The following is a 23,858-nucleotide window of genomic DNA, read 5'->3' on the forward strand; positions in this document are numbered from 1 at the left end:
GCCGGGCGTCAGTGCGTTTGCCAGTGGGGCGGGATCTCGTCGGCCGGCGCGAACTCGGGCTTGGCGGGCGCGGCGGGCAGCGCGGCGGCCCGGCGCGGCCCGTTCGGCTTGAAGCTGTGCTCCGGGGCGGGGAACGTGCGCGCCTGCACCTCGTCCACGTAGGCGCGCGTGGCCTCGACGATCTGCTCGCCGACCTCGGCGAAGCGCTTCGCGAACTTCGGCGTCAGCTCGCGGAACATCCCGAGCAGATCGTAGCAGACGAGCACCTGCCCATCGCACCCGGCCCCGGCGCCGATGCCGATCGTCGGGACCGAGACCGCCGCCGTCACCTCCTCGGCGAGGTCGGGCGGGATCGCCTCGAGCACGATCGCGTAGACGCCCGCCTCGTCGAGGACGCGCGCGTCGGCGAGGAGGCGCTCGGCCGCCGCGTCGCCCTTGCCCTGGACCTTGAAGCCGCCCATCGCGTGCACGGACTGCGGCGTGAGCCCGAGGTGACCCATCACCGGGATGCCCGCGGCCACGATCCGGCGCACGTGCTCGGCGATCTCCTCGCCCCCCTCGAGCTTGATGCTCTCGAAGCTGCCCTCTTTCATCATCCGCCCGGCGTTGTCGAGCGCGTGGACCGGGGAGAGCTGAAAGCTCATGAACGGCATGTCGCCCACGACGTGGGCTCGCCGCGCGCCGCGCGCGACGGCGCGCCCGTGATAGCAGATCTCGTCGACCGTCACGGGGAGCGTGGTCGGGTGTCCCTGCACGACCATCCCCAGCGAGTCGCCCACGAGCAGCAGATCGGCGCCGCCCTCGTCGAGCAGCCGCGCCATCGTGAAGTCGTAGGCCGTCACCATCGCGATCGGCGAGCTCCCCTTCCGGGAGCGGATCTCGGGGACCGTGACCTTCGCCGAGCGCGGCGCTGTCCTGCGCGCGCCGCCGCCACCATTGCCTTGCGGACCGTACATATTCCTCCAGGTCGCGGCCGCACGCGCGGTCCACGCCTCCCGGGAAGCTAGGGTGGCGCCTCTCCGAGGGCAAGACGCAGCGCGTTGCCCCGGGCCGGCACGGGCGGGATCGCCAGGGATCATCCGTGGTTACGTCGCCGCCGCACGAGCGCGAGCGCCGCCAGCGCCGCCGCGGCCGCGAGCGTGAGCGGCCCGTCCGCCCGGCCGTCGGTCGCGCAGCTACCGGGCTTGTCCCCGGACCCTGCGTCGCTCCCGTTCGGGCCGGAGGCGCCTCCCGGACCGCCGCCCCCGCTGCCGCTGCCGATGCCGTTGCCGTTGCCGCAGTCGGGCGCTGGCGGGCAGACCGGCGCGGTGCCTACCGATCGGGTCGCCTGGAGGAAGCGCGCCACGACGTCCTGGGTCATCGAGGCGCCGACCTCGAGATCGCTCGCCAGCGCGCTCCGCGAGAGCTCGCCGTAGAGGCGCGACACCCAGGTCGAGCCCTCCGGGATCGTCGAGAGCAGGGCGGCGACATCGGCCTCCGCCGCCTCGACGGCGCCCTGGCCGTCCTCGTCGCCGTAGCCGCTGTCGAGGGGTTGATACCGGGCCAGGTTGATCAGCGACTCGCGCAGCCAGTACGTCGCGATCGGCTCCGCGGCCTCGACGAGCCACGCGCTGCCGTCGGTGGACTCGAAGCCCTGGCCGCGCAGCTCCTTGTAATTGCTGCTCTGGGTATCCCAGTTCCAGACGAGGTCCTGCGCGGAGATCTCGAACGAGGGGAAGTTCGTGGGCTCGTAGCGCCCTTCGCCGAGGATCCAGAGGGTGATCGGGGTGATGCGGCCCGTCCCGGCGGCCACCATCCGCAGCGGCAGCTCGGGGCTCGCGCCCGGCGTCGTGACCCGGACGGGGCGCATCTTGTCCACGCCCTCGCCGGGGACCAGCTTGAGCGCGAGGAAATCGAACCCCTCCTCGACGTAGGCGTCGATGACCGGATCGATGTCGTCCGGGATGTTGTAGCCGTGCGCGTCGAGCCAGTTCCTCAGCGCGTTCGGCTCGCTGGCGCTGAGCTGCACCGTCTCGTAGGGCCCGACGGTCTCCTGCGCGACGACGGTGACGCCGCCGGCAGAGGCGTCATTGCTGGCGCCACCGGCGCCGGTGCCGGAGGCGCCGGCGCAGAAGGGGGGAGGGCAGCTGATCTGCGGCGAGGAGACCTGCACGGAGGTCATCTGGTCGAGCGTCTCGAAGAGGGCGTCCGACGAGAGCTCGATGTCGGCGACGCCGATCACCGGCAGCACCCAGGCGAACTCGGACGGCTCGCCCGAGTAGGTGATCTGATCCCAGAGCGTCGTCGCCTCGGGCGAGATGGACAGGATCATCCGGTGGCTGGTGACCTGCGTGTTCTCCGACTGCGACACCAGGCAGCCACCGCATGCCTGCGCCTCCTCGGCATACGCGAGGGAGAGCGCGGCTCCACCGAGAGCGAACGCGACGATCTTCTTGCCGAGCTTCATGAGACCACCTCGATTCCTCGCATGAACAAGGTCGTTGTCAGCGGACGCGCCTCAGGGCCAGACGCGAGCGCCCGTGACAAGGCACGCGCCGTGCCGCGCGCGATCTCCCGAGATCAGCAAGGAATCGACGACGTGCCCGCGCCCCGAGAGCGGCACATCGCGGCACAGCCCGCTCAGGTGTGTCGACCGGGGTTCCGGGCGACGCGCGCCGCCGGCTTCCCCGTGTTGCCCGGGGGCGCGGGGCTCGGGTTCGTCAGCGCGGTCAGGATGTGATCGCGCCAGGCGCCGTCGATGAACAGGTAATCGCGGGCGTACCCCTCGACGACGAAGCCGAGGCGCCGGAGCAGGCGCCCGCTGCGCTCGTTGTGCGGCATGTAGTTCGCCATGATCCGGTGGAAGCCGAGCGCGTCGAACATGTGCGCGAGCGCGGCCCCGAGCGCCTCGAACATCACGCCCGAGCCCACCACGCGCTGATCGAGCGAGTAGCCGACGGTCGCGGCCTGGAAGGCGCCGCGGACGAACTGGTTGAAGTTGCAGACGCCGATCACGTCGCCCTCCGGATCGTCGCGCCACTGGAGCGCGAGCCGGAGCGCCCGATCCGCGGCGAAGTCGTCGTGATCGCGCAGGAGGCGCTCGCGCCAGAACGCCTCGGTGTAGAAGCCCTCGGGGCGCGGCGGATCCCACCGGGCCAGGTGCTCGCGGTTGCGCTCGAAGTAGGCGAGGTAGCGCCCGGCGAAGCCGACGGGCGGCAGGAGGACGCGCAGCCGCGGGGTCTCGAGGCAGACGGCGCGCCAGAGCCCGTGTCTCGCGCGCGACACGCCTACGACAGCGTCCCTTCGTCGAGGCGGCGCATGCCCTCGAGCAGCAGCGCCTCGGGTGAGGCGGTGATGCTGCGGGTGCCGGGCGAGAAGTTCGGGTCGAGGCGGAAGTCGCCCTCGCGCAGCGTCAGCATCTTGTAGAACGCGTCCTCGCCCTGCACGCCGGCCCAGAGCGCGTGGACGACCTGCCCGTCGGCGAAATGGATCTCGCCGGCCATGGAGTTCGCCTGGATCTTGAGCGCGCACGTCTTCCGGCCGTGCCAGAGGATCTGGATCATGTCCGGCAGACCCATCTCGGCGAGCGAGCCGGACACGCCGCGCGGGGTGGTGGTCGAGGAGCGCCGCTCGATGAGCTGGCGGAGCTTGGCGGCCATCACGTCGGTCGACGCCGGCTTCGAGACGAAATCGTCGACGCCGAGATCGAAGGCGCGCTGGGCCGTCTGCCGGTCGGTCTTCGCGGTGAGGATGACCCACGTCTTGTCGCGTCCGAAGCCGAGCTTCAGCGCGTCCGCGCGGAGCGCGAGGCCGGCGTCGGGCTCCTCGAGATCGATCTCGCTGACGACCACCTCGATCTCCTTCGTCTCGAGCTCGCGGCGCGCCTGCGCCACGTTGCGCGCGATCGAGACCTCGAACCCTTGCTCGAGGAGCCGCAGCTCGAGCACCGTCGTCTCCTCGGGGTCCGGATCGACGATGAGCGCCTGGTGCCGGTCGGCGAGGAGCTTGGCGCGCATGTCGTCGCCGGTCATGACCTGGCGGAAGAGGTCGACGATGTTCGGATCGAAGATGGTGCCGCGGTACTGGGCGAGCACGTCGCAGGCCTCCGGCGGGCGGAGCGCCTTGCGGTAGGGGTTGCGCGGGTTCTGCGTGAGGTCGGCGTAGGTGTCCGCGACCGCGAGGATGCGCGCGCCGAGCGGGATCTCCTTGCCGGAGAGGCCGTCCGGGAAGCCGCTGCCGTCGTAGCGCTCGTACATGAGGCTGATCGCCGAGACGACCTCCTGCGGCAGCCCGACCGACTCCATGAGGTGCGCCGGGAGGTCGACGCTCTTGGTCGCGGCGAGCCGGTGCCCCTCGTACTCGGCGACGTTGAGCGCGGTGAGGTGGTACGGGCCGTTCTTGCCGAGATCGTGGAGGTACGCCGAGGCCACGTAGCTCGCGACCGTCGTGGGCGGCAGGCCGATCCGCTCGCAGAGCTTCCGGACGATGCGGGCGACCGTGGACGAGTGGCCTCGCAGGTCCTGCCGGTTGTTCTCGAGCAGGCTCACGAGCACGTTCAGCGTCTCGACGTACGCGTGGCTCGTGGTCGGGTGAGGCGGCGCCGCGACCGGCGCGGGCGTCGCCTGCGGCTGGAGGCCGGGCGAGGGCGGCACCGGCGTCGGCGTGGGGCCCGCCACGCTCCCCCGGGGCGGCGCGGAGGGCGCCTTCATCACCGCAGGAGCCGGCGGCACCGCGACAATGGCGGCGGGCAACGGCGCCGACGCCTGCGCGTGCATCGCCTGCGTGTGCATCGGCGGCGCCTGCACAGGCTGCGCATGCATCGGCTGTGCTTGCATCGGCTGTGCTTGCATCGCCTGCGCGTGCATCGCCTGCGCGTGCAGCGGCTGTGCTTGCACCGGCTGCGCGTGCAGCGGCTGTGCTTGCACCGGCTGCCCGTGCATCGGCTGCCCGTGCATCGGCGGTGCGTGGACCGGCTGCGTGTGCAGCGGCTGCGCGTGGACCGGCTGCGTGTGCATCGGCTGCGGATGCATGGCCGGCACGTGCGTCATCGACATCCGCTCGTGCGGGATCGACGCGCGCTCGAACGGGTTGTTGCTGTTGTTGTAGAGGATCTCGTCGAACGAGCTGACGGGCCGGCTCAACGCGTTGAACGCCGTCGTGTCGCCGCGGTAGTGGTACGCGATCGCCGCGCGAACCGCCGCGGGCCTGGCCACGATGGCGCGCACGTCGCGGACGCCCGCGGCCAGCCGGATCTCGTGCAGCGCGACGTCGTTGTCGGGATCGGCGGTCGCGACCGAGAGCGTCGTGTTCCGCTCGTCGAGCAGGACCGGGAAGACACCGTGCAGCGTCGCGGTAATCGCCGAGACCTTCGCGAGCACGCGCGGCTCGATGATCGCCTTCGAGAGCTTCTCGGTCGAGACGAAGCGGGTGTTGTGGACGGTCGCGATGAACTTGAGGAGCTCGGCCTCGTTGAGGATGTCGAGCTCGATGATGGCGTCCTCGATGCGGCCCCGCATCCGCATCGCGTACTCCACCGCACGACGATGGTCGTCCGGGGTGATACGCCCCTCGAGGACGAGGCGATCGGCAATCCGCTGGTTCAATCCTTGAACGGAAGCCATCGAAACCCTGATTCTACCCGAAATTGGAGGTCTATGCGCGCCTCGGGCCCCTCGCGGAACAGAGGCACGCGGGGGAGAGCCGGTCTGCCGCTCGCGGCCTGTGCAGCCATCGGTGCGCTCAGGGAATGAGAGCAGAGCTGGGGGCGGCGCGCGAGCCCCGTGAAGGTCCGGCGACCACGGCTGGCGGACGAGGAGCCGCCCGGCCTGATGCGTTGCTACTGCACGGCCCTGGAGGTGAACGCGGATCGCGGGAAACCGCCACAGTCCGAGCGCGACGCGCTGGACCGGCAGGTAGAGCGTGGGATGGGATACGCCCCCGTCCCATGGGCGGTGCGAAGAGCCCGTTCACGGGCGGACACGCCCAGGGGCGAGCGACCTCTCCCCCTGGGCGCGACGACGGTCGCTACTCTTCGTTCACGGCGGTGAGCGTCTCCTCGGGACGCGGCCGCGGAGCGACGTACGGCGGCTGAGCCGCCTGCTCGCCCTCGACCACCACCTGGAGGCGCTTGTAGGCAGGCAACCCCGTCCCGGCCGGGATCAGGCGGCCCATGATGACGTTCTCCTTGAGCCCGCGGAGATCGTCCGTCTTGCCGTTGATCGCGGCCTCGGTGAGCACCTTGGTCGTCTCCTGGAACGACGAGGCGCTGATGAACGACTCGGTCGACAGGCTGGCCTTGGTGATGCCGAGGAGGAGCGCCTCCGCGATGGCCGGCTTGCCGCCGCGCTCGATCACGGTCTCGTTCTCCTTCTCGAAGATGTGCTTCTCCACCTGCTCGTCGACCAGGAAGTTCGTATCGCCGACCTCGCGCACGCGGACCCGCCGGAGCATCTGCCGGACGATGACCTCGATGTGCTTGTCGTTGATGCCGACGCCCTGGAGCCGGTAGACCTGCTGGATCTCGTTCACGAGCCAGGCCGACAGCTCCTTCTCGCCCTTCACCCGGAGGATGTCGTGCGGGTTCGGCGGGCCGTCCTGGAGCGGGTCGCCCGCGCGCACGCGATCGCCCGGCTGCACCTGAATGTGCTTGCCCTTGGGGATCAGGTACTCGCGCGCCTGATCGCCGAGCGCGTGCCCGTCCGGCGAGTACGGCGTGATGATGACCTTCCGCTTGCCCTTCGTGTCCTTGCCGAACGTGACCTCGCCGTCGATCTCGCTGATGATGGCGTGATCCTTCGGCTTGCGGGCCTCGAACAGCTCGGCGACGCGGGGCAGACCGCCGGTGATGTCCTGCACCTTCGTCGTGTCGCGCGGGATCTTCGCGATGACCTCGCCGGCCTCGATCAGATCCCCCTCCTGCGCGACGATGTGCGCGCCGACGGGGAGCAGGTAGCGCGCCTCGAGCTCGCTGTTCGGGAGCTTCACCGTCGCGCCGGTCTCGGGGTCCTTCAGCGAGATGCGCGGGCGGACGTCGGTCGCCTTCGACTCGATGACGACCTTCCGCGAGAGGCCCGTCACCTCGTCGAGGCGGTCCTGCACGCTGACGCCCTCGATGAGGTCGCCGAACTTCACCACGCCGGAGACCTCGGTGAGGATCGGCGTCGCGAACTGATCCCACTCGGCGAGCAGCTCGCCCGGCTTGGTCCGATCGCCGTCCGCCTTCTTGAGGATGGCGCCGTAGACGAGGCGGTTGTGCTCGCGCTCGCGGCCCGTCTCGTCGACGACCACGATCTCGCCGTGGCGGTTCATGACCACCATGGTGCCGTCCTTCTTCTTCTGGACGACCGCGCGGCGCAGCCGGACCGTGCCCTCGGTGCGGGCCTCGAGGTAGCTCGCCTCGATCTTGCCGCGCGCCGCGGTGCCGCCGATGTGGAAGGTGCGCATCGTGAGCTGCGTACCGGGCTCGCCGATCGACTGGGCGGCGATGATGCCCACCGCCTCGCCGATGTTGACCCGGTAGCCGCGCGCGAGGTCGCGCCCGTAGCACAGGGCGCAGACCCCGCGCCGGAGCTGGCACGTGAGCACCGAGCGGATGACGACCTCCTCGATGCCGGCGTCCTCGATGGCCCGCACCGCCTGCTCGTCGAGCTCGGTGTTCGCGGTGATGAGCACCTCGCCGGTGAGCGGATCGACGACGTCCTCCAGCGCGACGCGGCCGAGGATGCGGTCGCCGAGCGGCTGGATGACCTCGCCGGCCTCCTCGAGCTTCGCCACGCGGATGCCGTCGAGCGTGCCGCAGTCGAACTCGGAGATGACCGCGTCCTGCGCCACGTCGACGAGCCGCCGGGTGAGGTAACCCGAGTTCGCCGTCTTGAGCGCCGTGTCGGCGAGCCCCTTGCGCGCGCCGTGCGTCGAGATGAAGTACTGGAGCACGCTGAGACCCTCGCGGAAGTTCGCGGTGATCGGCGTCTCGATGATCTCGCCGGACGGCTTGGCCATGAGGCCGCGCATCGCGGCCAGCTGCCGGATCTGCTGCGTGGAGCCGCGCGCGCCGGAGTCGGCCATGATGTAGATGGGGTTGAAGCTCGGCTCGACCGACTCCTTGCCCGTCTCCGGGTCGACGACCGTCTCCTTGCCGATGCCGGCCATCATCTCGGTCGTGACCTGATCGGCGATGCTCGCCCAGATATCGACGATCTTGTTGTACCGCTCGCCGTCGGTGATGAGCCCCTCCTGGTACTGCTCGACGACGCGCTCGACCTCCTTCTGCGCCTCGCCCAGGAGGATCTTCTTGGCCGGGGGGATCACCATGTGATCCATGCAGATGGAGATGCCGGCCCGCATCGCGTGGTCGAAGCCCAGCGTGCGGAGCCGGTCCGCGAGGAGGACGGTCTCCTTGTTGCGGTGGATGCGGTAGCAGACGTCGATGAGCGCCGAGAGCGCCTTCTTGTCGAGGGTCTTGTTCGCGTACTCGAACGCGACCCCCTTCGGCAGCACCTCGGCGATGAGGACGCGCCCCACCGTGGTCTCGACGATGCGCCGCTTCACGTGGCCGAGCTCGTCGAGCTGCGGGTTGCCGTCGTCGTCGATGATCGGCACGCGGACGCGGACGCCGGCGTGCAGCGCGACCTCGCCGTTGTCGTACGCCATCCGCACCTCCTCGGGGGAGGCGTAGATGCCGCGCAGGTAGCCCTGCGGCACGCCGTCCTCGCCGACCGTGAGCGTGTCCGCCCGGTACGACCCCTTCTCGAACTTGCGCTCGCGGGTCGCGTAGTAGAGCCCGAGCACGATGTCCTGGGTCGGGTTGATGATCGGCTTGCCGCTCGCGGGCGAGAGGATGTTGTTCGTGCTCATCATGAGCACGCGCGCCTCCATCTGCGCCTCGACCGACAGCGGCACGTGGACCGCCATCTGGTCGCCGTCGAAGTCGGCGTTGAAGGCCGCGCAGACCAGCGGGTGGAGCTGGATCGCCTTGCCCTCGATGAGCACCGGCTCGAACGCCTGGATGCCGAGGCGGTGGAGCGTCGGGGCGCGGTTCAGGAGCACCGGGTGCTCGCTGATGACCTCCTCGAGGATGTCCCAGACCTCCGGGCGCTCCTTCTCCACCATCTTCTTCGCGCTCTTGATGGTGTTGACGTACCCGCGCTCTTCCAGCTTGTTGTAGATGAACGGCTTGAAGAGCTCGAGCGCCATCTTCTTGGGCAGACCGCACTGGTGCAGGCGCAGCGTCGGCCCGACCACGATGACCGAGCGGCCCGAGTAGTCGACGCGCTTGCCGAGCAGGTTCTGGCGGAACCGGCCCTGCTTGCCCTTGAGCATGTCCGACAGCGACTTGAGCGGGCGCTTGTTCGGGCCGGTGATGGTCTTGCCGCGGCGGCCGTTGTCGAACAGCGCGTCGACCGCCTCCTGCAGCATGCGGCGCTCGTTCCGGATGATGATCTCCGGCGCGTTCAGCTCGAGGAGCCGCTTCAGGCGGTTGTTGCGGTTGATGACGCGGCGGTAGAGGTCGTTCAGATCGCTGGTCGCGAAGCGGCCGCCGTCCAGCGGGACGAGCGGGCGCAGATCCGGCGGGAGCACCGGGATCACGGTCAACATCATCCACTCGGGCCGGTTGCCGCTCTCGCGGAAGGCCTCGACGACCTTGAGCCGCTTGGCGAGCTTCTTCCGCTTCGCCTCGCTGGTGGCAGCGCGCATCTCCGTCCTGAGCAGCTCCGCCAGGCCGTGGACGTCGACCTGCTTGAGCATCTCGAGGATCGCCTCGCCGCCCATCCCGGCGCTGAACTTGTCGTCACCGTACTCGTCGAGGAGCTGCAGGTAGCGCTCCTCGCTCAGGAGATCGCCCCGCATGAGGCCCGTCTCCTTCGGATCGATGACGATGTAGGCCTCGCAATAGAGCACCTTCTCCAGGTCCTTGAGCGTGATGTCGAGCATGTTGCCGATGCGCGACGGCAGGCTCTTCAGGAACCAGATGTGGGCGACCGGCGTGGCCAGCGAGATGTGCCCGAGCCGCTCGCGCCGGACCTTCGACTGGATGACCTCGACGCCGCACTTCTCGCACACGATGCCACGGTGCTTCATGCGCTTGTACTTGCCGCAGTTGCACTCGTAGTCCTTCACCGGCCCGAAGATCTTGGCGCAGAACAGGCCATCGCGCTCCGGCTTGAACGTCCGGTAGTTGATGGTCTCCGGCTTCTTCACCTCGCCGTGAGACCACTCGCGGATCTTCTCCGGGCTCGCGAGCGAGATGCGGATGGCGCTGAACGACAGCGGGTCCTTGGGCTTCTCGAAGAAGCTGAAGATGTCACGCATGGAGACCTCCGGAGACGGAAACGGAACCGATGAACCTGTCTGCGCTCACCATTTCGGCACACGGGAGCGCGCAGCTCGCGCGCCGCGCCTCCCCCGCGGTCACCGACCAGGCGCGCGGCATTCGTGACGTGACGAACTGCATCACTCCTCTTCCTCCGCGGCCGAGGCCTCCACGCCTCCGCCCGTCTCGACCAGCTCGACGTTCAGACACAGCGACTGGAGCTCCTTGATGAGCACGTTGAAGCTCTCCGGCAGCCCAGCCTCCAGGGTGTAGTCGCCCTTCACGATGGCCTCGTACATGCGCGTGCGGCCCATCACGTCGTCGCTCTTCACGGTGAGGAACTCCTGCAGCGCGTACGCCGCGCCGTAGGCCTCCATCGCCCAGACCTCCATCTCACCGAGGCGCTGCCCGCCGAACTGCGCCTTGCCGCCGAGGGGCTGCTGCGTGACGAGCGAGTAGGGCCCGATCGAGCGAGCGTGGATCTTGTCGTCGACGAGGTGGTGGAGCTTCAGCATGTACATGATGCCCACCGTGACGTTCTGGTCGAACGCCTCGCCCGTGCGCCCGTCGAAGAGGATCGCCTGACCCGACGTCGGGAGGCCAGCGAGCTCCAGAGCGCCCTTGATGTCGGACTCGTGCGCTCCGTCGAACACCGGCGATCCCATGAACACGCCCTCATCGACCGTCTTGACGAAGCGCTTCACGTCCTCGTCGTCGAGGTTGTCGAAGAAGCCGTCCATCGACGCGTCGCCCGCATAGATGGCCTTCAGGTGCTCCTTGATCTCGGCGCTCGCCCGCTGCTGCTCGAGCATGCGCTGCAGCTGGTTGCCGAGCTCGAAGGCGCCCCACCCGAGGTGGATCTCGAGGATCTGGCCGACGTTCATGCGGCTCGGCACGCCGAGCGGGTTGAGCACGAGATCGACCGGCCTCCCGTCCTGGAGATACGGCATGTCCTCCTCGGGCAGGATGCGGCTGATGACGCCCTTGTTGCCGTGGCGGCCCGCCATCTTGTCGCCGACCTGGAGCTTGCGCTTGATGGCGATGTAGACCTTCACCATCTTGATCACGCCCGGCGGCAGCTCATCGCCCTTGGAGAGGCGATCGATCTTGTCGCGGAAGTGCTCCTCGCGCGTCCGGACGAGCTCCTCGAGGTCGCGCAGGATCTGCTGGACCCGCTCGGCGTCGTCGACCGGGATTTCGCCCCAGTACTTGCGGGGGATCTCGGCGAGCGAGGCCTCGTCGATGATGGCGCCCTTCTGGAAGAGCACCTTGCCCTTGTCGTCGACGAGCTTGCCCGTCGTCTCCTTGCCGAGGAGGAGCTCGCGGATGCGACGGAAGAACGAGTCGCGGAGGATCTTGATCTCCTCGTCGCGCGTCCGCTCGATCCTGGCCCGCTCCTGATCCTCGATGTCGCGCGCCCGATCGTCCTTCTCGGTCCCCTTGCGCGAGAACACCCGGGCGTTGATGACGATCCCGCCGACGCCGGGGGGCACCTTGAGCGAGCTGTCGCGGACGTCGCCGGCCTTCTCACCGAAGATGGCCCTGAGCAGCTTCTCCTCGGGCGAGAGCTGGGTCTCCCCCTTCGGGGTGATCTTTCCGACCAGGATGTCGCCCGGGCGCACCTCGGCCCCAATACGCACGATGCCGGAGTCGTCGAGATCCTTGAGCGCCTCCTCGCCGACGTTCGGGATGTCGCGGGTGATCTCTTCCTTTCCGAGCTTCGTGTCGCGGGCGACGCACTCGAACTCCTCGATGTGGATCGAGGTGAACACGTCGTCCTTGGCGATGCGCTCGGAGACCAGGATGGAGTCCTCGAAGTTGTAGCCCTGCCACGGCATGAACGCGACGAGCACGTTCTGGCCGAGCGCGAGCTCGCCCATGTCGGTCGACGGCCCGTCGGCGAGCACGTCGCCCTTCTTCACCACCTCGCCCGTCCTGACGACCGGCTTCTGCGTGTAGCAGGTCGACTGGTTCGAGCGCTGGAACTTCATCAGGTGGTAAATATCGGGCACCTCGGCCCCCTCACCCTCGGCGCGGACCACGATGCGCGTCGCGTCAACGCTCTCGACGACGCCGGGCCGCCGCGCGATGACGCAGACGCCGGAGTCGCGGGCGAGCCGCTCCTCCATGCCCGTGCCCACGAGCGGCGCGTGGGACTGGACCAGCGGCACGGCCTGCCGCTGCATGTTGGCGCCCATGAGCGCGCGGTTCGCGTCGTCGTGCTCGAGGAAGGGCACGAGCGCGGCGGCGACCGACACCATCTGGTTCGGCGCGACGTCCATCAGCTCGACCATCTCGGGCGTGACGATCTTGAACTCGCCGTTGTAACGGGCCGAGACGAGCGACTCCTTGAAGCGCCCGCTCTCGTCGAGGTTCACCGTCGCCTGCGCGATGTACTTGCCTTCCTCTTCGAGCGCCGAGAGCCAGATGACATCCTCGGTCACCAGGCCGTTCTCGACCTTGCGGTACGGCGTCTCGACGAAGCCGAACTCGTTCACGCGAGCGAACGTCGACAGCGACGCGATGAGACCGATGTTCGGCCCCTCCGGGGTCTCGATCGGGCAGATGCGGCCGTAGTGGGTCGCGTGGACGTCACGCACCTCGAACCCAGCCCGCTCGCGCGTGAGGCCGCCCGGCCCAAGCGCCGACAGGCGCCGCTTGTGGGTGACCTCCGACAGCGGGTTCGTCTGATCCATGAACTGCGAGAGCTGGGAGCTCCCGAAGTACTCCTTCACGACCGCGCTGACCGGCTTCGCGTTGATCAGGTCGTGCGGCATGAGCGTGTCGATCTCCTGCGACATGCTCATGCGCTCCTTGATGGCGCGCTCCATCCGGACGAGGCCGATGCGGTACTGGTTCTCCATCAGCTCGCCGACCGCGCGCACGCGGCGGTTGCCGAGGTGATCGATGTCGTCGACCGAGCCGCGCCCGTTCTTGAGCTCGATCAGGTGCCGCACCGTCTCCAGGATGTCCTGCGGCGTGAGCACGGTGAGATCGAGCCCCGGGCGCTCGTCCTCCGGCACGTCCCGATAGAACTTGTAGTTCAGCTTCAGCCGGCCGACCTTCGAGAGGTCATAGCGCTCGGCGTTGAAGAACAGGTTGTGGAACAGGGTCTTGGCGGTCTCGAGCGTCGGCGGATCGCCCGGCCGGAGCCGGCGGTAGATCTCGAGGATCGCGTCCTCCATCGTCTTCACCTTGTCGGTGAGGAGCGTGTCGCGGAGGTACGAGCCGACGTTCAGGCCGTCGATGAAGAGGATGCGGAACTGCTCGATGTTCGCGTCGCGCAGCCGCTCGAGCTTCGCCTCGGTGAGCTCCTCGTTCACCTCGACCACGACCTCGCCCGTCTCCGGGTCGACGACGTCGTGCGCGGCCACCTTCCCGACGAGCTCCTCGGGCTCAAGGCTGAGCCGCTCGAGCTTCGCCTCCTTCATCTTCCGGATGGCAGCGCGGGTGAACTTGGTGTTCTTCTTGACGATGATGTCGTTGCCGATCTTGATGTCGCGCGTCGTCCGCTGACCGGCGAGGAGGTCGTACTCGATGCTCTTCGCGTACTTGCCCCCCTTCTCGAGGTACACGGTCTCGGTCGAATAGAAGTAGTTGAGCAGGTCCTGCGTCGAGTACCCGAGCGCGCGCAGCAGCACGGTCGCGTGCATCTTCCGCCGGCGGTCGATGCGAACGTAGATGATGTCCTTCGGGTCGAACTCGAAGTCGAGCCACGAGCCACGGTACGGGATGACCCGGGCGGAGTAGAGCAGCTTGCCGCTGGAGTGCGTCTTGCCCTTGTCGTGATCGAAGAACACGCCGGGGCTACGGTGCAGCTGGCTGACGACGACACGCTCGGTCCCGTTGATGATGAACGTGCCCGTCTCGGTCATCAGGGGCAGCTCGCCGAAGTAGACCTCCTGCTCCTTGATGTCGCGGACGATCCGCTCCCCGCCGTCGCGGGTGTCGTAGATCATCAGCTGGTTCGTGACCTTGATCGGCGCCGAGTAGGTCATACCGCGCTGGCGGCACTCATCGACGTCGTACTTCGGCGGCTCGAGGTTGTACGAGACGAAGACGAGCTCGCTCGTGCCGTTGAAGTCTTTGATGGGGAAAACCGAGCGGAACACCGCCTGAAGCCCGACCTCCTCCCGCTCGTTCGGCGGAACGCTCATCTGGAGGAATTTGTCGTAGCTTGACTTCTGGATGTCGATCAGGTTGGGGACGTCGATGATGCGACGAACGCGACCCAGGTTCTTACGGACGCGGAAGTTGGATTGGACGACCGACGGCATCGATTTCCTCCGGCTCACACGAGCAGTGCGGGGCGGGCGCACGGCTCGAACCGAGCAACGAACACGAAGCTACGCACCAAAGGCGCGCGAGCGTCCCCAGGGTGTGGGGACCCGAGATATTCTGGATGTGAGGGCAGAGCGGACCGCGCAGCGACCCATTGAGCTCCGGCGTTGGTCGAGGACCCGCACCCGCGGTCCTCTTCTGCATTGGCCGGGGATCCGCCTTCGCGGTCCCCTTCAGCGTTGGCCGGGGATCCGCCTTCGCGGTCCCCTTCAGCGTTGGCCGGGGATCCGCCTTCGCGGTCCCCTTCAGCGTTGGCCGAGGATCCGCATCCGCGGTCCTCATCAGACAAAAGCGGGACGCGCGGCAGGTACAATCGCCCCTGCCGCCGTCCTCCAGCGGATCCCGATTTCCCTGACAGGAAGCGGTGATCGTTACTTGAGCTCGACGGTAGCACCTGCCTCGACAAGCTTCTTCTTCATCTCCTCCGCGTCCGCCTTGGAAACCTGCTCCTTGACGGTCTTCGGCGCGGCCTCGACCAGGTCCTTCGCCTCCTTCAGGCCCAGACCGGTGATCTCGCGGATCGCCTTGATGACGCCGATCTTGTTGCTACCAGCGTTCGCGAGGACGACGTCGAACTCGGTCTGCTCCGGGGCCTTCTCGGCCGGAGCGGCGCCGCCAGCAGGACCCGCCGCGACCGCCACGGCCGCGGGCGCAGCCTTGACGCCCCACTTGTTCTCGAGGTCCTTGATGAGCTCGGCGATCTGGATGACAGGGAGGTTGGAGAGGTAATCGACGACCTGCTCGCGCGTGATCTCAGCCATTGCAAGACTCCTTCAAACTCTTCTGCGCGCCCCGGGGAGGGGGGCCATGTAAACCAAAATCCGACGGGCGCAAGGCCCAATTGACACGAATGCGCCCTTTCAGCCCGAGGTACCTGCGTCTTCCTTCGCCTTCAAGAGATAGGCGAAATTCTGGAGAGGCGCGTTGAGCTGCTGCACGAACTGCTGGAGCGGCGCCTGGAGCGTCGCGAGCAGCATGGCGCGGAGCTCGTCCTTGCCGGGCATCGTCGCAAGCTGCGTCTCGACGGCATCCCCGGAGAGGATCTGGCCCTCGATGAGCCCTGCCTTGATCTGGAGCTTCTGGTTGTCCTTGCGGAACGCCTTGACGACCTTGGCGGCTGCGCTCGGATCCTCGTAGCTCCAGGCGACCCCGGTCATGCCGGTGAGGCTCTTGGCGAGGTTGTTCGCCCAGGGGTGCTCCTTGATGGCGTGGCGAACGAGCGTGTTCTTCACGACCCGGTACTCCACGCCCGACTTCCGGAACTCATCGCGAAGCTTGGTGACCGCCTCGACGTTGAGCCCCTTGAAGTCCAGGAAGACCGCGGAGGACATACGCTCGAACTTCTGCCGGACCGAGCCGACAACCGCCTCCTTCTGGGATCTCTCCATGGGCTACGCCTCCTCTGCCTTGCCGCTGAAGTGGACCGGGTCGATGCGGACCCCGGGGCCCATCGTCGAAGACATCGTGATGCTCCGGAGGTAGACGCCCTTCGCCGTCGCCGGCTTGGCACGTACGAGCGCCTGGATGAGCGCGTCCGCGTTGCCGTGCAGCGCGTTCTCCGCGAAGGAGACCTTGCCGATCCGCGCGTGCACGATGCCCGCCTTCTCGACGCGGTATTCGACCTTGCCAGCCTTGGCCTCCGAGACCGCCGTCTTGACGTCGAACGTCACGGTCCCGACCTTGGGGTTCGGCATCAGGCCGCGCGGGCCGAGGATGCGGCCGAGCTTGCCGACCAGCCCCATCATGTCCGGCGTGGCGATCACGCGATCGAAGTCCATGAAGCCCTCCTGGACCTTGTTCACGAGATCGGCCTCGCCGACGAAATCGGCCCCGGCTGCCTCCGCCTCCTTGGCCTTCTCGCCCTTGGCGAACACCAGGACACGGAGCGACTGCCCCGTGCCGTGCGGGAGCACCACGGCGCCACGGACCATCTGATCCGCATGCCGAGGGTTGACCCCGAGGCGGACCGCAAGGTCCACCGTCTCGTCGAACTTGGCAGGCGCGGCCTTCTTCACGAGCTCGCACGCCTCCTGCAACGTGTACTTTCGAGCGCGGTCGACGAATGTTCGCGCTGCGAGTTTCTTCTTGGCGACTTTCGGCACATGCCCTCCTTCTTAACGGCTCTCGCCTCCCACGGTGCGCCTCAAACTACCGTGGTAAGTCTCTGCTCCCCGGCCGCCGGGGCGCTCGCGCCGAGCGCCTCCAGGCGACGTGCGGCCCCGACCCCGGGGCGCGCTGCGACCCACCTCAGTCGACGATGTCGATGCCCATCGAGCGGGCGGTGCCAGCCATGCTGCGCATGGCGGCCTCGAGGCTGGTCGTGTTCATGTCCTGCATCTTGAGCTGGGCGAGCTCCTGGAGCTGCTTCTGGCTCACCTTGCCCACCTTGACCTTGTTGGGCTCCTTCGAGCCCGCGCCCGGCTTCTTTTTCGTGTCGAGCCCGGCCGCCTTTTTGAGCAGCACGGACGCGGGCGGCGTCTTGAGGATGAACGTAAACGAGCGGTCCGAGTAGACCGTGATCACCACCGGGATGATCATGTCGCCCTGCGCAGCGGTCCTCGAGTTGAAGTCCTTGCAGAACGCCATGATATTGACGCCGTGCTGGCCGAGCGCCGGACCGACGGGGGGCGACGGGTTGGCCTTGCCCGCCGGAAGCTGCAGCTTCACGTACCCAGTGACTTTCTTCGCCATGATGAATCTCGCACCCTATCGAACCGCCGCCCGACGGGCGGTCTACTTTTCAGAGAAATCAGTGGAGGACCACGGAGGCGCGGACCTCACCCTGAGGATTGCAGCCGCTCGTTCCCGGCTAGCGCTTCTCCACGGCGGAGAAGTCGAGCTCGACGCTGGTGGGCCGGCCGAAGATGCTGACCTTCACCTTGAGCTTCTGCTTGTCCATCTTCACGTCGTCGACCGTGCCGGTGAAATTCGCGAAGGCCCCGTCGAGGACGCGCACCTCCTCGCCCACCTCGAACGTGAGCCTCGGCTTCGGTTTGACCGCTCCCTCGACGATGCCCCGCCGGAGGTTGTCGATCTGCACCAGCGGGACCTCCTGCGGCGTCTGATTGCCGATGAAGCCGGTCACCTTGGGCGTGTCCTTGACCAGGTGCCAGACCTGCTCGTTCATCTCCATCTCGACGAAGATGTACCCAGGCAGGCTCAGCTTCTGACGAACGCGTGTCTTACCACCGGGACGGTTCTCCGTGACCGTCTCGCTCGGAATGAGGATCTCGCCAAACCGATCTTCCAGGCCGTACTGCTTTACGCGCTGCTGGAGCGCGTCGCGCACCTTCGCCTCGTATCCCGAGTAGGTATGGATGACGTACCACTTCTTGGCCATGGCGCTTGGTTCCCTCAGGATCTCCCCTGCTTCAGCTTCCATCGCCGTAAACGATGTTGGTCACGAATGCCCAGAAGCGGTCGAGCAGCGCCAGGTAGAGGGTCGCCACGGTGGTCGTCGCGATAACGACAAACGTCGCGTTTGTCACCTCCTTCTTGGTCGGCCACTTCACTTTCGACAGCTCGGTTGCAACCTCGTCGCTCCAGGTGCGGATCTCCGCATTGCGGAACGCGCGCAGCACGACCACGAGCGCGATGATGCCCCCGATGACCATCCCATAGGTCGCTCGTTCGTCGTCACCGAACGCGGCCAAGGCTGGCAGCGCTCGGCTGAACCAGTCCTTGTTGGCAAGGGTCGACCACACGCCTTCCACGATCTTGCCCAGCACGTAGGCAAGCAGCATCCCGGAGGCGAAGAATCCAGCGATCACATAACGCTCGGTCCCGAGCTGGGTGGCAGCGATCTCGCCTTCGACCTCGTCAGCATCACCGGAGCGCGACGCCTCGGTCTCCTCGCGCGCACCAGCCCCCCCAGTCTCCGGCTCCTCGTCCCGGGGATCGAGCGAAGACATGTCGGAGGCCGCGGCCGGTCCAGATTCCTCCGGCTCCCCTTCCTCCGCGACCTTCGGCGTCTGCTTGTCTTTTTGACCCTTCGCCATAACCACACCAAACGCGCCGGCTCGCGGCAGGCAGGAGCCTGCTGGATGGGACTTTGCGGGCGACCCAGCGGCGCCCACAGTCCCTGGCAGGGGCAGAGAGGCTCGAACTCCCGACCTGCGGATTTGGAATCCGCTGCTCTACCAACTGAGCTATACCCCTAGAATCGCTGCGATTTCTCGCTCACAGCTCACTTCGTCTCGTTGTGAACCGTGTGCTTCTTGCACTGCTTGCAAAATTTCCTGATGGAAACTACCTGCTCGGGCGTCTTCGTGGTCTTGTAGTTCCGCGATTTACATTCGCTGCAGGCCAGTGAGACGGCAATGCGTGCCGCACGCCATCCACCGGCCTGCTCGCCCACGACCGCCTCCTACGCGAGGATCTTGGTGACGACGCCCGCGCCCACGGTCTTGCCGCCCTCGCGGATGGCGAAGCGCATCTGCTCCTCCAGCGCGACCGGCGCGATGAGCTCGATCGTCATCGTGATGTTGTCGCCCGGCATCACCATCTTCACCCCCTCGGGCAGGTTCACCGTGCCGGTCACATCCGTGGTCCGGATGTAGAACTGCGGCCGGTAGTTGGTGAAGAACGGCGTGTGGCGCCCGCCCTCCTCCTTCTTGAGGACGTACACCTCGCCGGTGAACTTCGTGTGCGGCGTGATCGACCCGGGCTTCGCCAGCACCTGGCCGCGCTCGATCTCCTCCTTCTCGACGCCGCGCAGAAGGCAGCCGACGTTGTCGCCCGCCTGCCCCTGATCGAGCAGCTTCCGGAACATCTCGACGCCGGTCACGACCGACTTCTTCGTGTCCTTGAAGCCGATGATCTGCACCTCGTCGCCGACCTTGATCACGCCGCGCTCGATGCGACCCGTGGCCACCGTGCCGCGGCCCTTGATCGAGAACACGTCCTCGACCGCCATCAGGAACGGCTTGTCGATGTCGCGCACCGGCTCGGGGATGTAGCTATCCAGCGCATTCAGGAGCTGCTGGATCGTCTCCTCCCACTTCGGGTCGCCCTGCAGCGCCGGCAGCGACGCCCCGCGGACGACCGGCGCGTTATCGCCGTCGAACTTGTACTTCGACAGGAGCTCGCGGACCTCCATCTCGACCAGGTCCAGCATCTCCGGGTCGTCCACCGCGTCGCACTTGTTCAGGAAGACGACGATGTGGTTCAGGCCGACCTGCCGGGCGAGCAGCACGTGCTCGCGCGTCTGCGGCATCACGCTGTCGAGCGCCGACACGACCAGGATCGCGCCGTCCATCTGCGCCGCGCCCGTGATCATGTTCTTGATGTAGTCGGCGTGCCCGGGGCAGTCGACGTGCGCATAGTGGCGCTTCTCCGACTCGTACTCCACGTGCGCGGCCGCGATGGTCACCGTCTTGGTCTCGTCGCGGACCGTCCCGCCCTTCGCGATGTCGGCGTACGAGATCGCCTTCGCCAGCTGGCGCTTCGACTGCACCTTGACGAGCGCCGCCGTGAGCGTGGTCTTGCCGTGGTCGATGTGGCCGATCGTTCCGACGTTCACGTGCGGCTTCGTACGAGTGAATTTCTCCTTGGCCATCGAGATGTCTCCTGCCGAAATGAAGTTCGCGGCTGCGCGTTTCGCTGTCCTCGCTGGAGCCCACCATCGGGATTGAACCGACGACCTCGTCCTTACCAAGGACGTGCTCTGCCAACTGAGCTAGGTGGGCAAACGACCGACCATGGAGCGGGCGACCGGGTTCGAACCGGCGACGTTCAGCTTGGAAGGCTGACGCTCTACCAACTGAGCTACGCCCGCAGGGTGTCCGCAGGGGGCGAACCCGGCGGCTTTGTATACTGGTCGGACCGCTGTCGGAGCGAAATTCGCTCCGGTGGAGGGTGATGGATTCGAACCATCGTAGGCTATGCCGGCAGATTTACAGTCTGCTCCCTTTGGCCGCTCGGGCAACCCTCCAGGGTTTTCTTCTTAGAGCTTAGCGCATCCGATTTCCGTCGTGACCTCCCGAAGCGTCGACCTGCCGCCTTGCATCGGAGCTGGCGAGGGGACTTGAACCCCTAACCCCCTGCTTACAAGGCAGGTGCTCTACCGATTGAGCTACGCCAGCGACCTCGACCCGCTGCCCGCTCCCGATGGTCGGGTGACGGGCGTGCTGACCTAGCGAAACGTCCCAGAACAGATCACGCCTGTGCGAACAATCAACTCCTGGCCCCGCTGGACCGTCTTCCCGCGCCGGTCGGAGCATACCGACCGGGCTCGTCCGCAGCGCAGTGAAGCGGCGGGTGCCGCTCACGTCGCTCCGAGGGTAGACGTGTCCCGCGAAGGGAGGAGGCTCTTAGCCCCCTGCAAGAGACGTGTCAAGCGGTGTGTATCAATTTCGTCCGTTTCGCTGGGATCGCCCGCGTGAACGCGGTCCGTCGGGGTGCCGAGGCCCGGCGACGTCGGAGCTCGACCTCGCCCGGCAGCGCGGATCTGGCGCGATGGATGCGCGCTTTCGGCGCCCGTGTCGAGCGGAATCCGCATGCGCCGACGATCGCGCGGGCGGAGCGCCGGGCATGCGCCGACGGTCGCGCGGACGGAGCGCTGGATCGCCGCGGCAGCTCGCCGGGTGTGGTCGCCGCGAGCAGCGCTGCCGGCCGCCGCTGTAGCAGCGCCCCCGCGACCACCCGAGCGCGCGCGAGCGAACGCTCGCTCGGGCGAACGCTCGCCATCGCTCGCCACGGCGAGCGCGCGCGAGGGTGTGCTGCATGCGCTCTCCACGGCGAGCGCCCCCTCCAGGGAGCGCGCGTGACGGTGATGCGGCAGCGTGGGCGCGCGAGAGCTCCCTTGCGCTCGGAGCGCGGCTGCTGCGATCCTGCCAGCGCACGTTCGCTCGGGCGCGCGAAGCCGTCCGAGGCGACGCGGCGTTCGTCATGCTTCGGGGGTAGAGGTTCGATCGCATGGACTGTCCCGCTTGCCATCAGCCAAACATCGATGGGGCGCGCTTCTGCGCCACGTGCGGCGCGCTCCTTCCTGTGGCGCCAGCGGAAGCAGACCCGCTCATCGGCACGATCGTGGGCGGCCGGTTCCGGATCGTCGGGGTGCTCGGCGAGGGCGGGATGGGGCGCGTCTACAACGGCGAGCAGCCGATGGGGACGTCGGTGCGGAAGGTCGCCATCAAGACGCTCCTCTCGCAGCACGCGCGCGATCCGCAGGTGGTCGCGCGCTTCATGCGGGAGTGCGGCACCGTCAGCGAGCTCGAGCACCCGAACACGATCAAGGTCTACGACTTCGGGCAGACGAACACCGGGGAGCTCTACATCGCGATGGAGCTCCTCAACGGGCTCTCGCTGGAGGCGGCGCTCGAGAAGGGCGGCGCCCTGCCGCCCGAGCGGGTCGACCGCATCATCGCGCAGGTGTGCGGATCGCTGCAGGAAGCCCACGAGAAGGGGATCGTTCACCGCGATCTGAAGCCCGCGAACATCTTCCTGACCAGGCGCGCGGGCGAGGAGGACTACGTGAAGGTCCTCGACTTCGGCATCGCGAAGCGCGACGACCGCAGCGCCAGGGCCGAGCAGAAGCTGACGCAGCAGGGGACGGTGCTCGGCACCCCGCCGTACATGAGCCCCGAGCAGTTCACGGGGAAGGAGCTCGACGCGAGGAGCGACATCTACTCGCTCGGCGTGCTGACCTACGAGATGCTCACCGGCCGCCTGCCGTTCGAGGCCGACACGCCGTGGGAGTGGGCGACGCAGCACATGACGCAGCAGCCGTTCCCGTTCGAGGCCGTGCCCATGGGCGCCGCGGCCCCGGCGAAGATGAAGGCGGCGGTCATGAGGGCCCTCAGCAAGAACCGCGAGGACCGCCAGCAGTCGGCGCGCGAGTTCTACGAGGAGCTCACGCTCGGCGCAGGGCCCCGGCTCTCGGTGCTCGCCTCGGCGCCGCGCACCCACGTCGGGCTCGAGGCCCCGGCCAGCGGAACGGCGCTGATGCCGTCGCGCTCGGGCCAGACGCAGATCGGCGAGCCGCTGTTCGTCGCGGGGCCTCCCACCGGACCCGGCATGGCCGTGAACCACGCGGCCACGGTCTTCGATCAGGCAGCCATGCCGGGCAGCGCCGTGCCGGCACACCCGCCCGTGCCGACAGGCAGCGGCCAAGTGTTCCCCGCGCCGCCGCCGAGCGCGAAGAAGAACAAGGGAGCCCCCGTCCTCGCGGCGATCGCGGCCGTCGCGGTGCTCGGCCTCGTGGGCGGCGGCTTCCTGCTGCTCCGGAGGGACAGCGGGACCGCGACCGATGAGAGCGCCGCGACCACGATCGCGATCCCGACATCCTCGGCGAGCGCGTCACCCGTCACCGTCGCGTCGGACCCCCCGGCGCCCGTGCCCTCGAGCGAGCCCTCCACACCCGAGCTCCCCGAGCCGACCGCGCCCCCGAGCAAGGCCTCGCCGGAGGTTCCGAAGAGCCCGCCGGCCTCGACGGGCGCCGCCAAGCCGGCCTCGCCGGCCGTCAATGCGAAGGCCGAGCAGGAGTGCAAGGCCGCGATCAACCTGGCGCACGGAGGCAACACGGAGCTCGCGGTGAAGCGCTTCGCGGGCTGCGATGGCCCCAGAAAGGCCGAGGCGAAGGCCGCGATCAGCGCGAGCGCCAAGCGCGCGGTCGCGTCCAAGGGGTGCGCGGCCAAGTCCCACGCCATGGCCGCCGCGCGGATCGGGATGGGCGAAGCTCTGTCCCAGCTGCAGGCGCGCTGTCCTTAGAAGAGGGGGGACGGCGGACTGACCTCAACACCCGAGGGGCCTGGGCTGTTCCAGCCCTGCCTTGACGCCGGATTTTGGCAGGTGCTAGATCTTGCTCCGACGGTTCTGAAAGTTCGCCGAACGCCGCGCCTTTGCTTGTAGTAGGTCGGCGCTTGACTTTGGAACATGGGGGAGAAGGTCGCTCACGGGAAATGGGCAGTAAGATTCGTTTGGCCGCGCCCCGTATGACATGGCGCGACATATGTCGTTCGGAAGAGTTCGCTGGGCGATGGGTCGCCCTTGACAATGTCAAGTACGTTCAGGGCGGTTCGCAGCCGGCCGAGGCGGACATCGTGGACGCCGATGACGATCTGGCCGACTTATGCGCGAGAATGCGTGAGGCCGACCGCACGGCCTGCGCGATCCTCTTCGTCGAGGACGACTCCGGGGCGCCTGCGAAAGTCCACCGCCTGCCTCAGCTCTGGCGGCGCGTGGCGCACCACTGATCAGCTCGATCAACGCATCCATCAGCTCGACAGAC

At 67.7% G+C, this 23,858-nt stretch carries 16 protein-coding genes and 5 tRNA genes; 2 read left to right on the top strand and 19 right to left on the bottom strand.

The window, feature by feature from the left end:
- Positions 1-8 precede the first annotated feature (8 nt).
- The 19 genes from panB to WMF31_RS34200 form a co-directional block, all read right to left on the bottom strand.
- Positions 9-956 carry a 3-methyl-2-oxobutanoate hydroxymethyltransferase gene (gene panB / locus WMF31_RS34110; protein ID WP_436605953.1) on the bottom strand — a complete coding sequence of 316 codons (948 nt, stop codon included), beginning with the start codon at positions 954-956 and terminating at the stop codon, positions 9-11.
- 119 nt (positions 957-1,075) lie between these two features.
- A complete protein-coding gene (locus WMF31_RS34115) occupies positions 1,076-2,446 on the bottom strand; it encodes a DUF2330 domain-containing protein (RefSeq protein WP_436605954.1) in 1,371 nt (456 codons plus the stop codon).
- A 173-nt stretch (positions 2,447-2,619) separates the two neighbouring features.
- Positions 2,620-3,264: a GNAT family N-acetyltransferase gene (locus WMF31_RS34120; RefSeq protein WP_436605955.1), complete on the bottom strand. Its 645-nt coding sequence runs from the start codon at positions 3,262-3,264 to the stop codon at positions 2,620-2,622.
- 2 nt (positions 3,265-3,266) lie between these two features.
- Positions 3,267-5,600 (bottom strand): HD domain-containing phosphohydrolase, encoded by a 2,334-nt coding sequence (locus WMF31_RS34125; RefSeq protein WP_436605956.1) that lies wholly within the window; start codon positions 5,598-5,600, stop codon positions 3,267-3,269.
- 403 nt (positions 5,601-6,003) lie between these two features.
- A complete protein-coding gene (gene rpoC, locus WMF31_RS34130; RefSeq protein WP_436605957.1) occupies positions 6,004-10,287 on the bottom strand; it encodes a DNA-directed RNA polymerase subunit beta' in 4,284 nt (1,427 codons plus the stop codon).
- A gap of 141 nt (positions 10,288-10,428) precedes the next feature.
- Entirely contained in the window at positions 10,429-14,565 is a 4,137-nt protein-coding gene (gene rpoB / locus WMF31_RS34135; protein WP_436605958.1) for a DNA-directed RNA polymerase subunit beta, read from the bottom strand.
- A 435-nt stretch (positions 14,566-15,000) separates the two neighbouring features.
- Positions 15,001-15,390 (bottom strand): 50S ribosomal protein L7/L12, encoded by a 390-nt coding sequence (gene rplL, locus WMF31_RS34140; RefSeq protein ID WP_129344896.1) that lies wholly within the window; start codon positions 15,388-15,390, stop codon positions 15,001-15,003.
- Positions 15,391-15,489: 99 nt separating this feature from the next.
- The gene (gene rplJ, locus WMF31_RS34145; RefSeq protein WP_129344894.1) at positions 15,490-16,017 is read right to left on the bottom strand and encodes a 50S ribosomal protein L10; all 528 of its coding nucleotides are present in this window, start codon (positions 16,015-16,017) and stop codon (positions 15,490-15,492) included.
- 3 nt (positions 16,018-16,020) lie between these two features.
- Complete coding sequence (rplA, locus tag WMF31_RS34150; RefSeq protein WP_436605959.1) at positions 16,021-16,731, bottom strand: 50S ribosomal protein L1; 711 nt, start codon at positions 16,729-16,731, stop codon at positions 16,021-16,023.
- A gap of 145 nt (positions 16,732-16,876) precedes the next feature.
- Positions 16,877-17,320: a 50S ribosomal protein L11 gene (gene rplK / locus WMF31_RS34155; protein WP_436605960.1), complete on the bottom strand. Its 444-nt coding sequence runs from the start codon at positions 17,318-17,320 to the stop codon at positions 16,877-16,879.
- A gap of 118 nt (positions 17,321-17,438) precedes the next feature.
- Entirely contained in the window at positions 17,439-17,969 is a 531-nt protein-coding gene (gene nusG, locus WMF31_RS34160) for a transcription termination/antitermination protein NusG (RefSeq protein ID WP_129344888.1), read from the bottom strand.
- Between the two features lie 31 nt (positions 17,970-18,000).
- Positions 18,001-18,627 carry a preprotein translocase subunit SecE gene (gene secE / locus WMF31_RS34165; RefSeq protein WP_436605961.1) on the bottom strand — a complete coding sequence of 209 codons (627 nt, stop codon included), beginning with the start codon at positions 18,625-18,627 and terminating at the stop codon, positions 18,001-18,003.
- Between the two features lie 84 nt (positions 18,628-18,711).
- A tRNA-Trp gene (locus tag WMF31_RS34170) sits at positions 18,712-18,787 on the bottom strand.
- 28 nt (positions 18,788-18,815) lie between these two features.
- Positions 18,816-18,986, bottom strand: coding sequence for a 50S ribosomal protein L33 (gene rpmG / locus WMF31_RS34175; RefSeq protein ID WP_129344886.1), 171 nt, complete (start codon positions 18,984-18,986; stop codon positions 18,816-18,818).
- Between the two features lie 9 nt (positions 18,987-18,995).
- Complete coding sequence (gene tuf / locus WMF31_RS34180) at positions 18,996-20,186, bottom strand: elongation factor Tu (protein WP_129344884.1); 1,191 nt, start codon at positions 20,184-20,186, stop codon at positions 18,996-18,998.
- Positions 20,187-20,240: 54 nt separating this feature from the next.
- Positions 20,241-20,316 (bottom strand) — tRNA-Thr (locus WMF31_RS34185).
- A 13-nt stretch (positions 20,317-20,329) separates the two neighbouring features.
- Positions 20,330-20,405: transfer RNA gene (locus tag WMF31_RS34190), tRNA-Gly, on the bottom strand.
- Between the two features lie 74 nt (positions 20,406-20,479).
- A tRNA-Tyr gene (locus WMF31_RS34195) sits at positions 20,480-20,561 on the bottom strand.
- Between the two features lie 78 nt (positions 20,562-20,639).
- A tRNA-Thr gene (locus WMF31_RS34200) sits at positions 20,640-20,712 on the bottom strand.
- 832 nt (positions 20,713-21,544) lie between these two features.
- On the opposite strand from WMF31_RS34200, the gene WMF31_RS34205 reads away from it, so the two are divergent.
- Both WMF31_RS34205 and WMF31_RS34210 read left to right on the top strand, forming a co-directional pair.
- A complete protein-coding gene (locus WMF31_RS34205) occupies positions 21,545-23,338 on the top strand; it encodes a protein kinase domain-containing protein (protein WP_436605962.1) in 1,794 nt (597 codons plus the stop codon).
- Between the two features lie 191 nt (positions 23,339-23,529).
- A complete protein-coding gene (locus tag WMF31_RS34210; protein WP_129344880.1) occupies positions 23,530-23,823 on the top strand; it encodes a hypothetical protein in 294 nt (97 codons plus the stop codon).
- Positions 23,824-23,858: the final 35 nt, after the last annotated feature.

This window comes from Sorangium sp. So ce1036, assembly GCF_051369805.1.
Lineage (GTDB): Bacteria > Myxococcota_A > Polyangia > Polyangiales > Polyangiaceae > Sorangium > Sorangium cellulosum_F.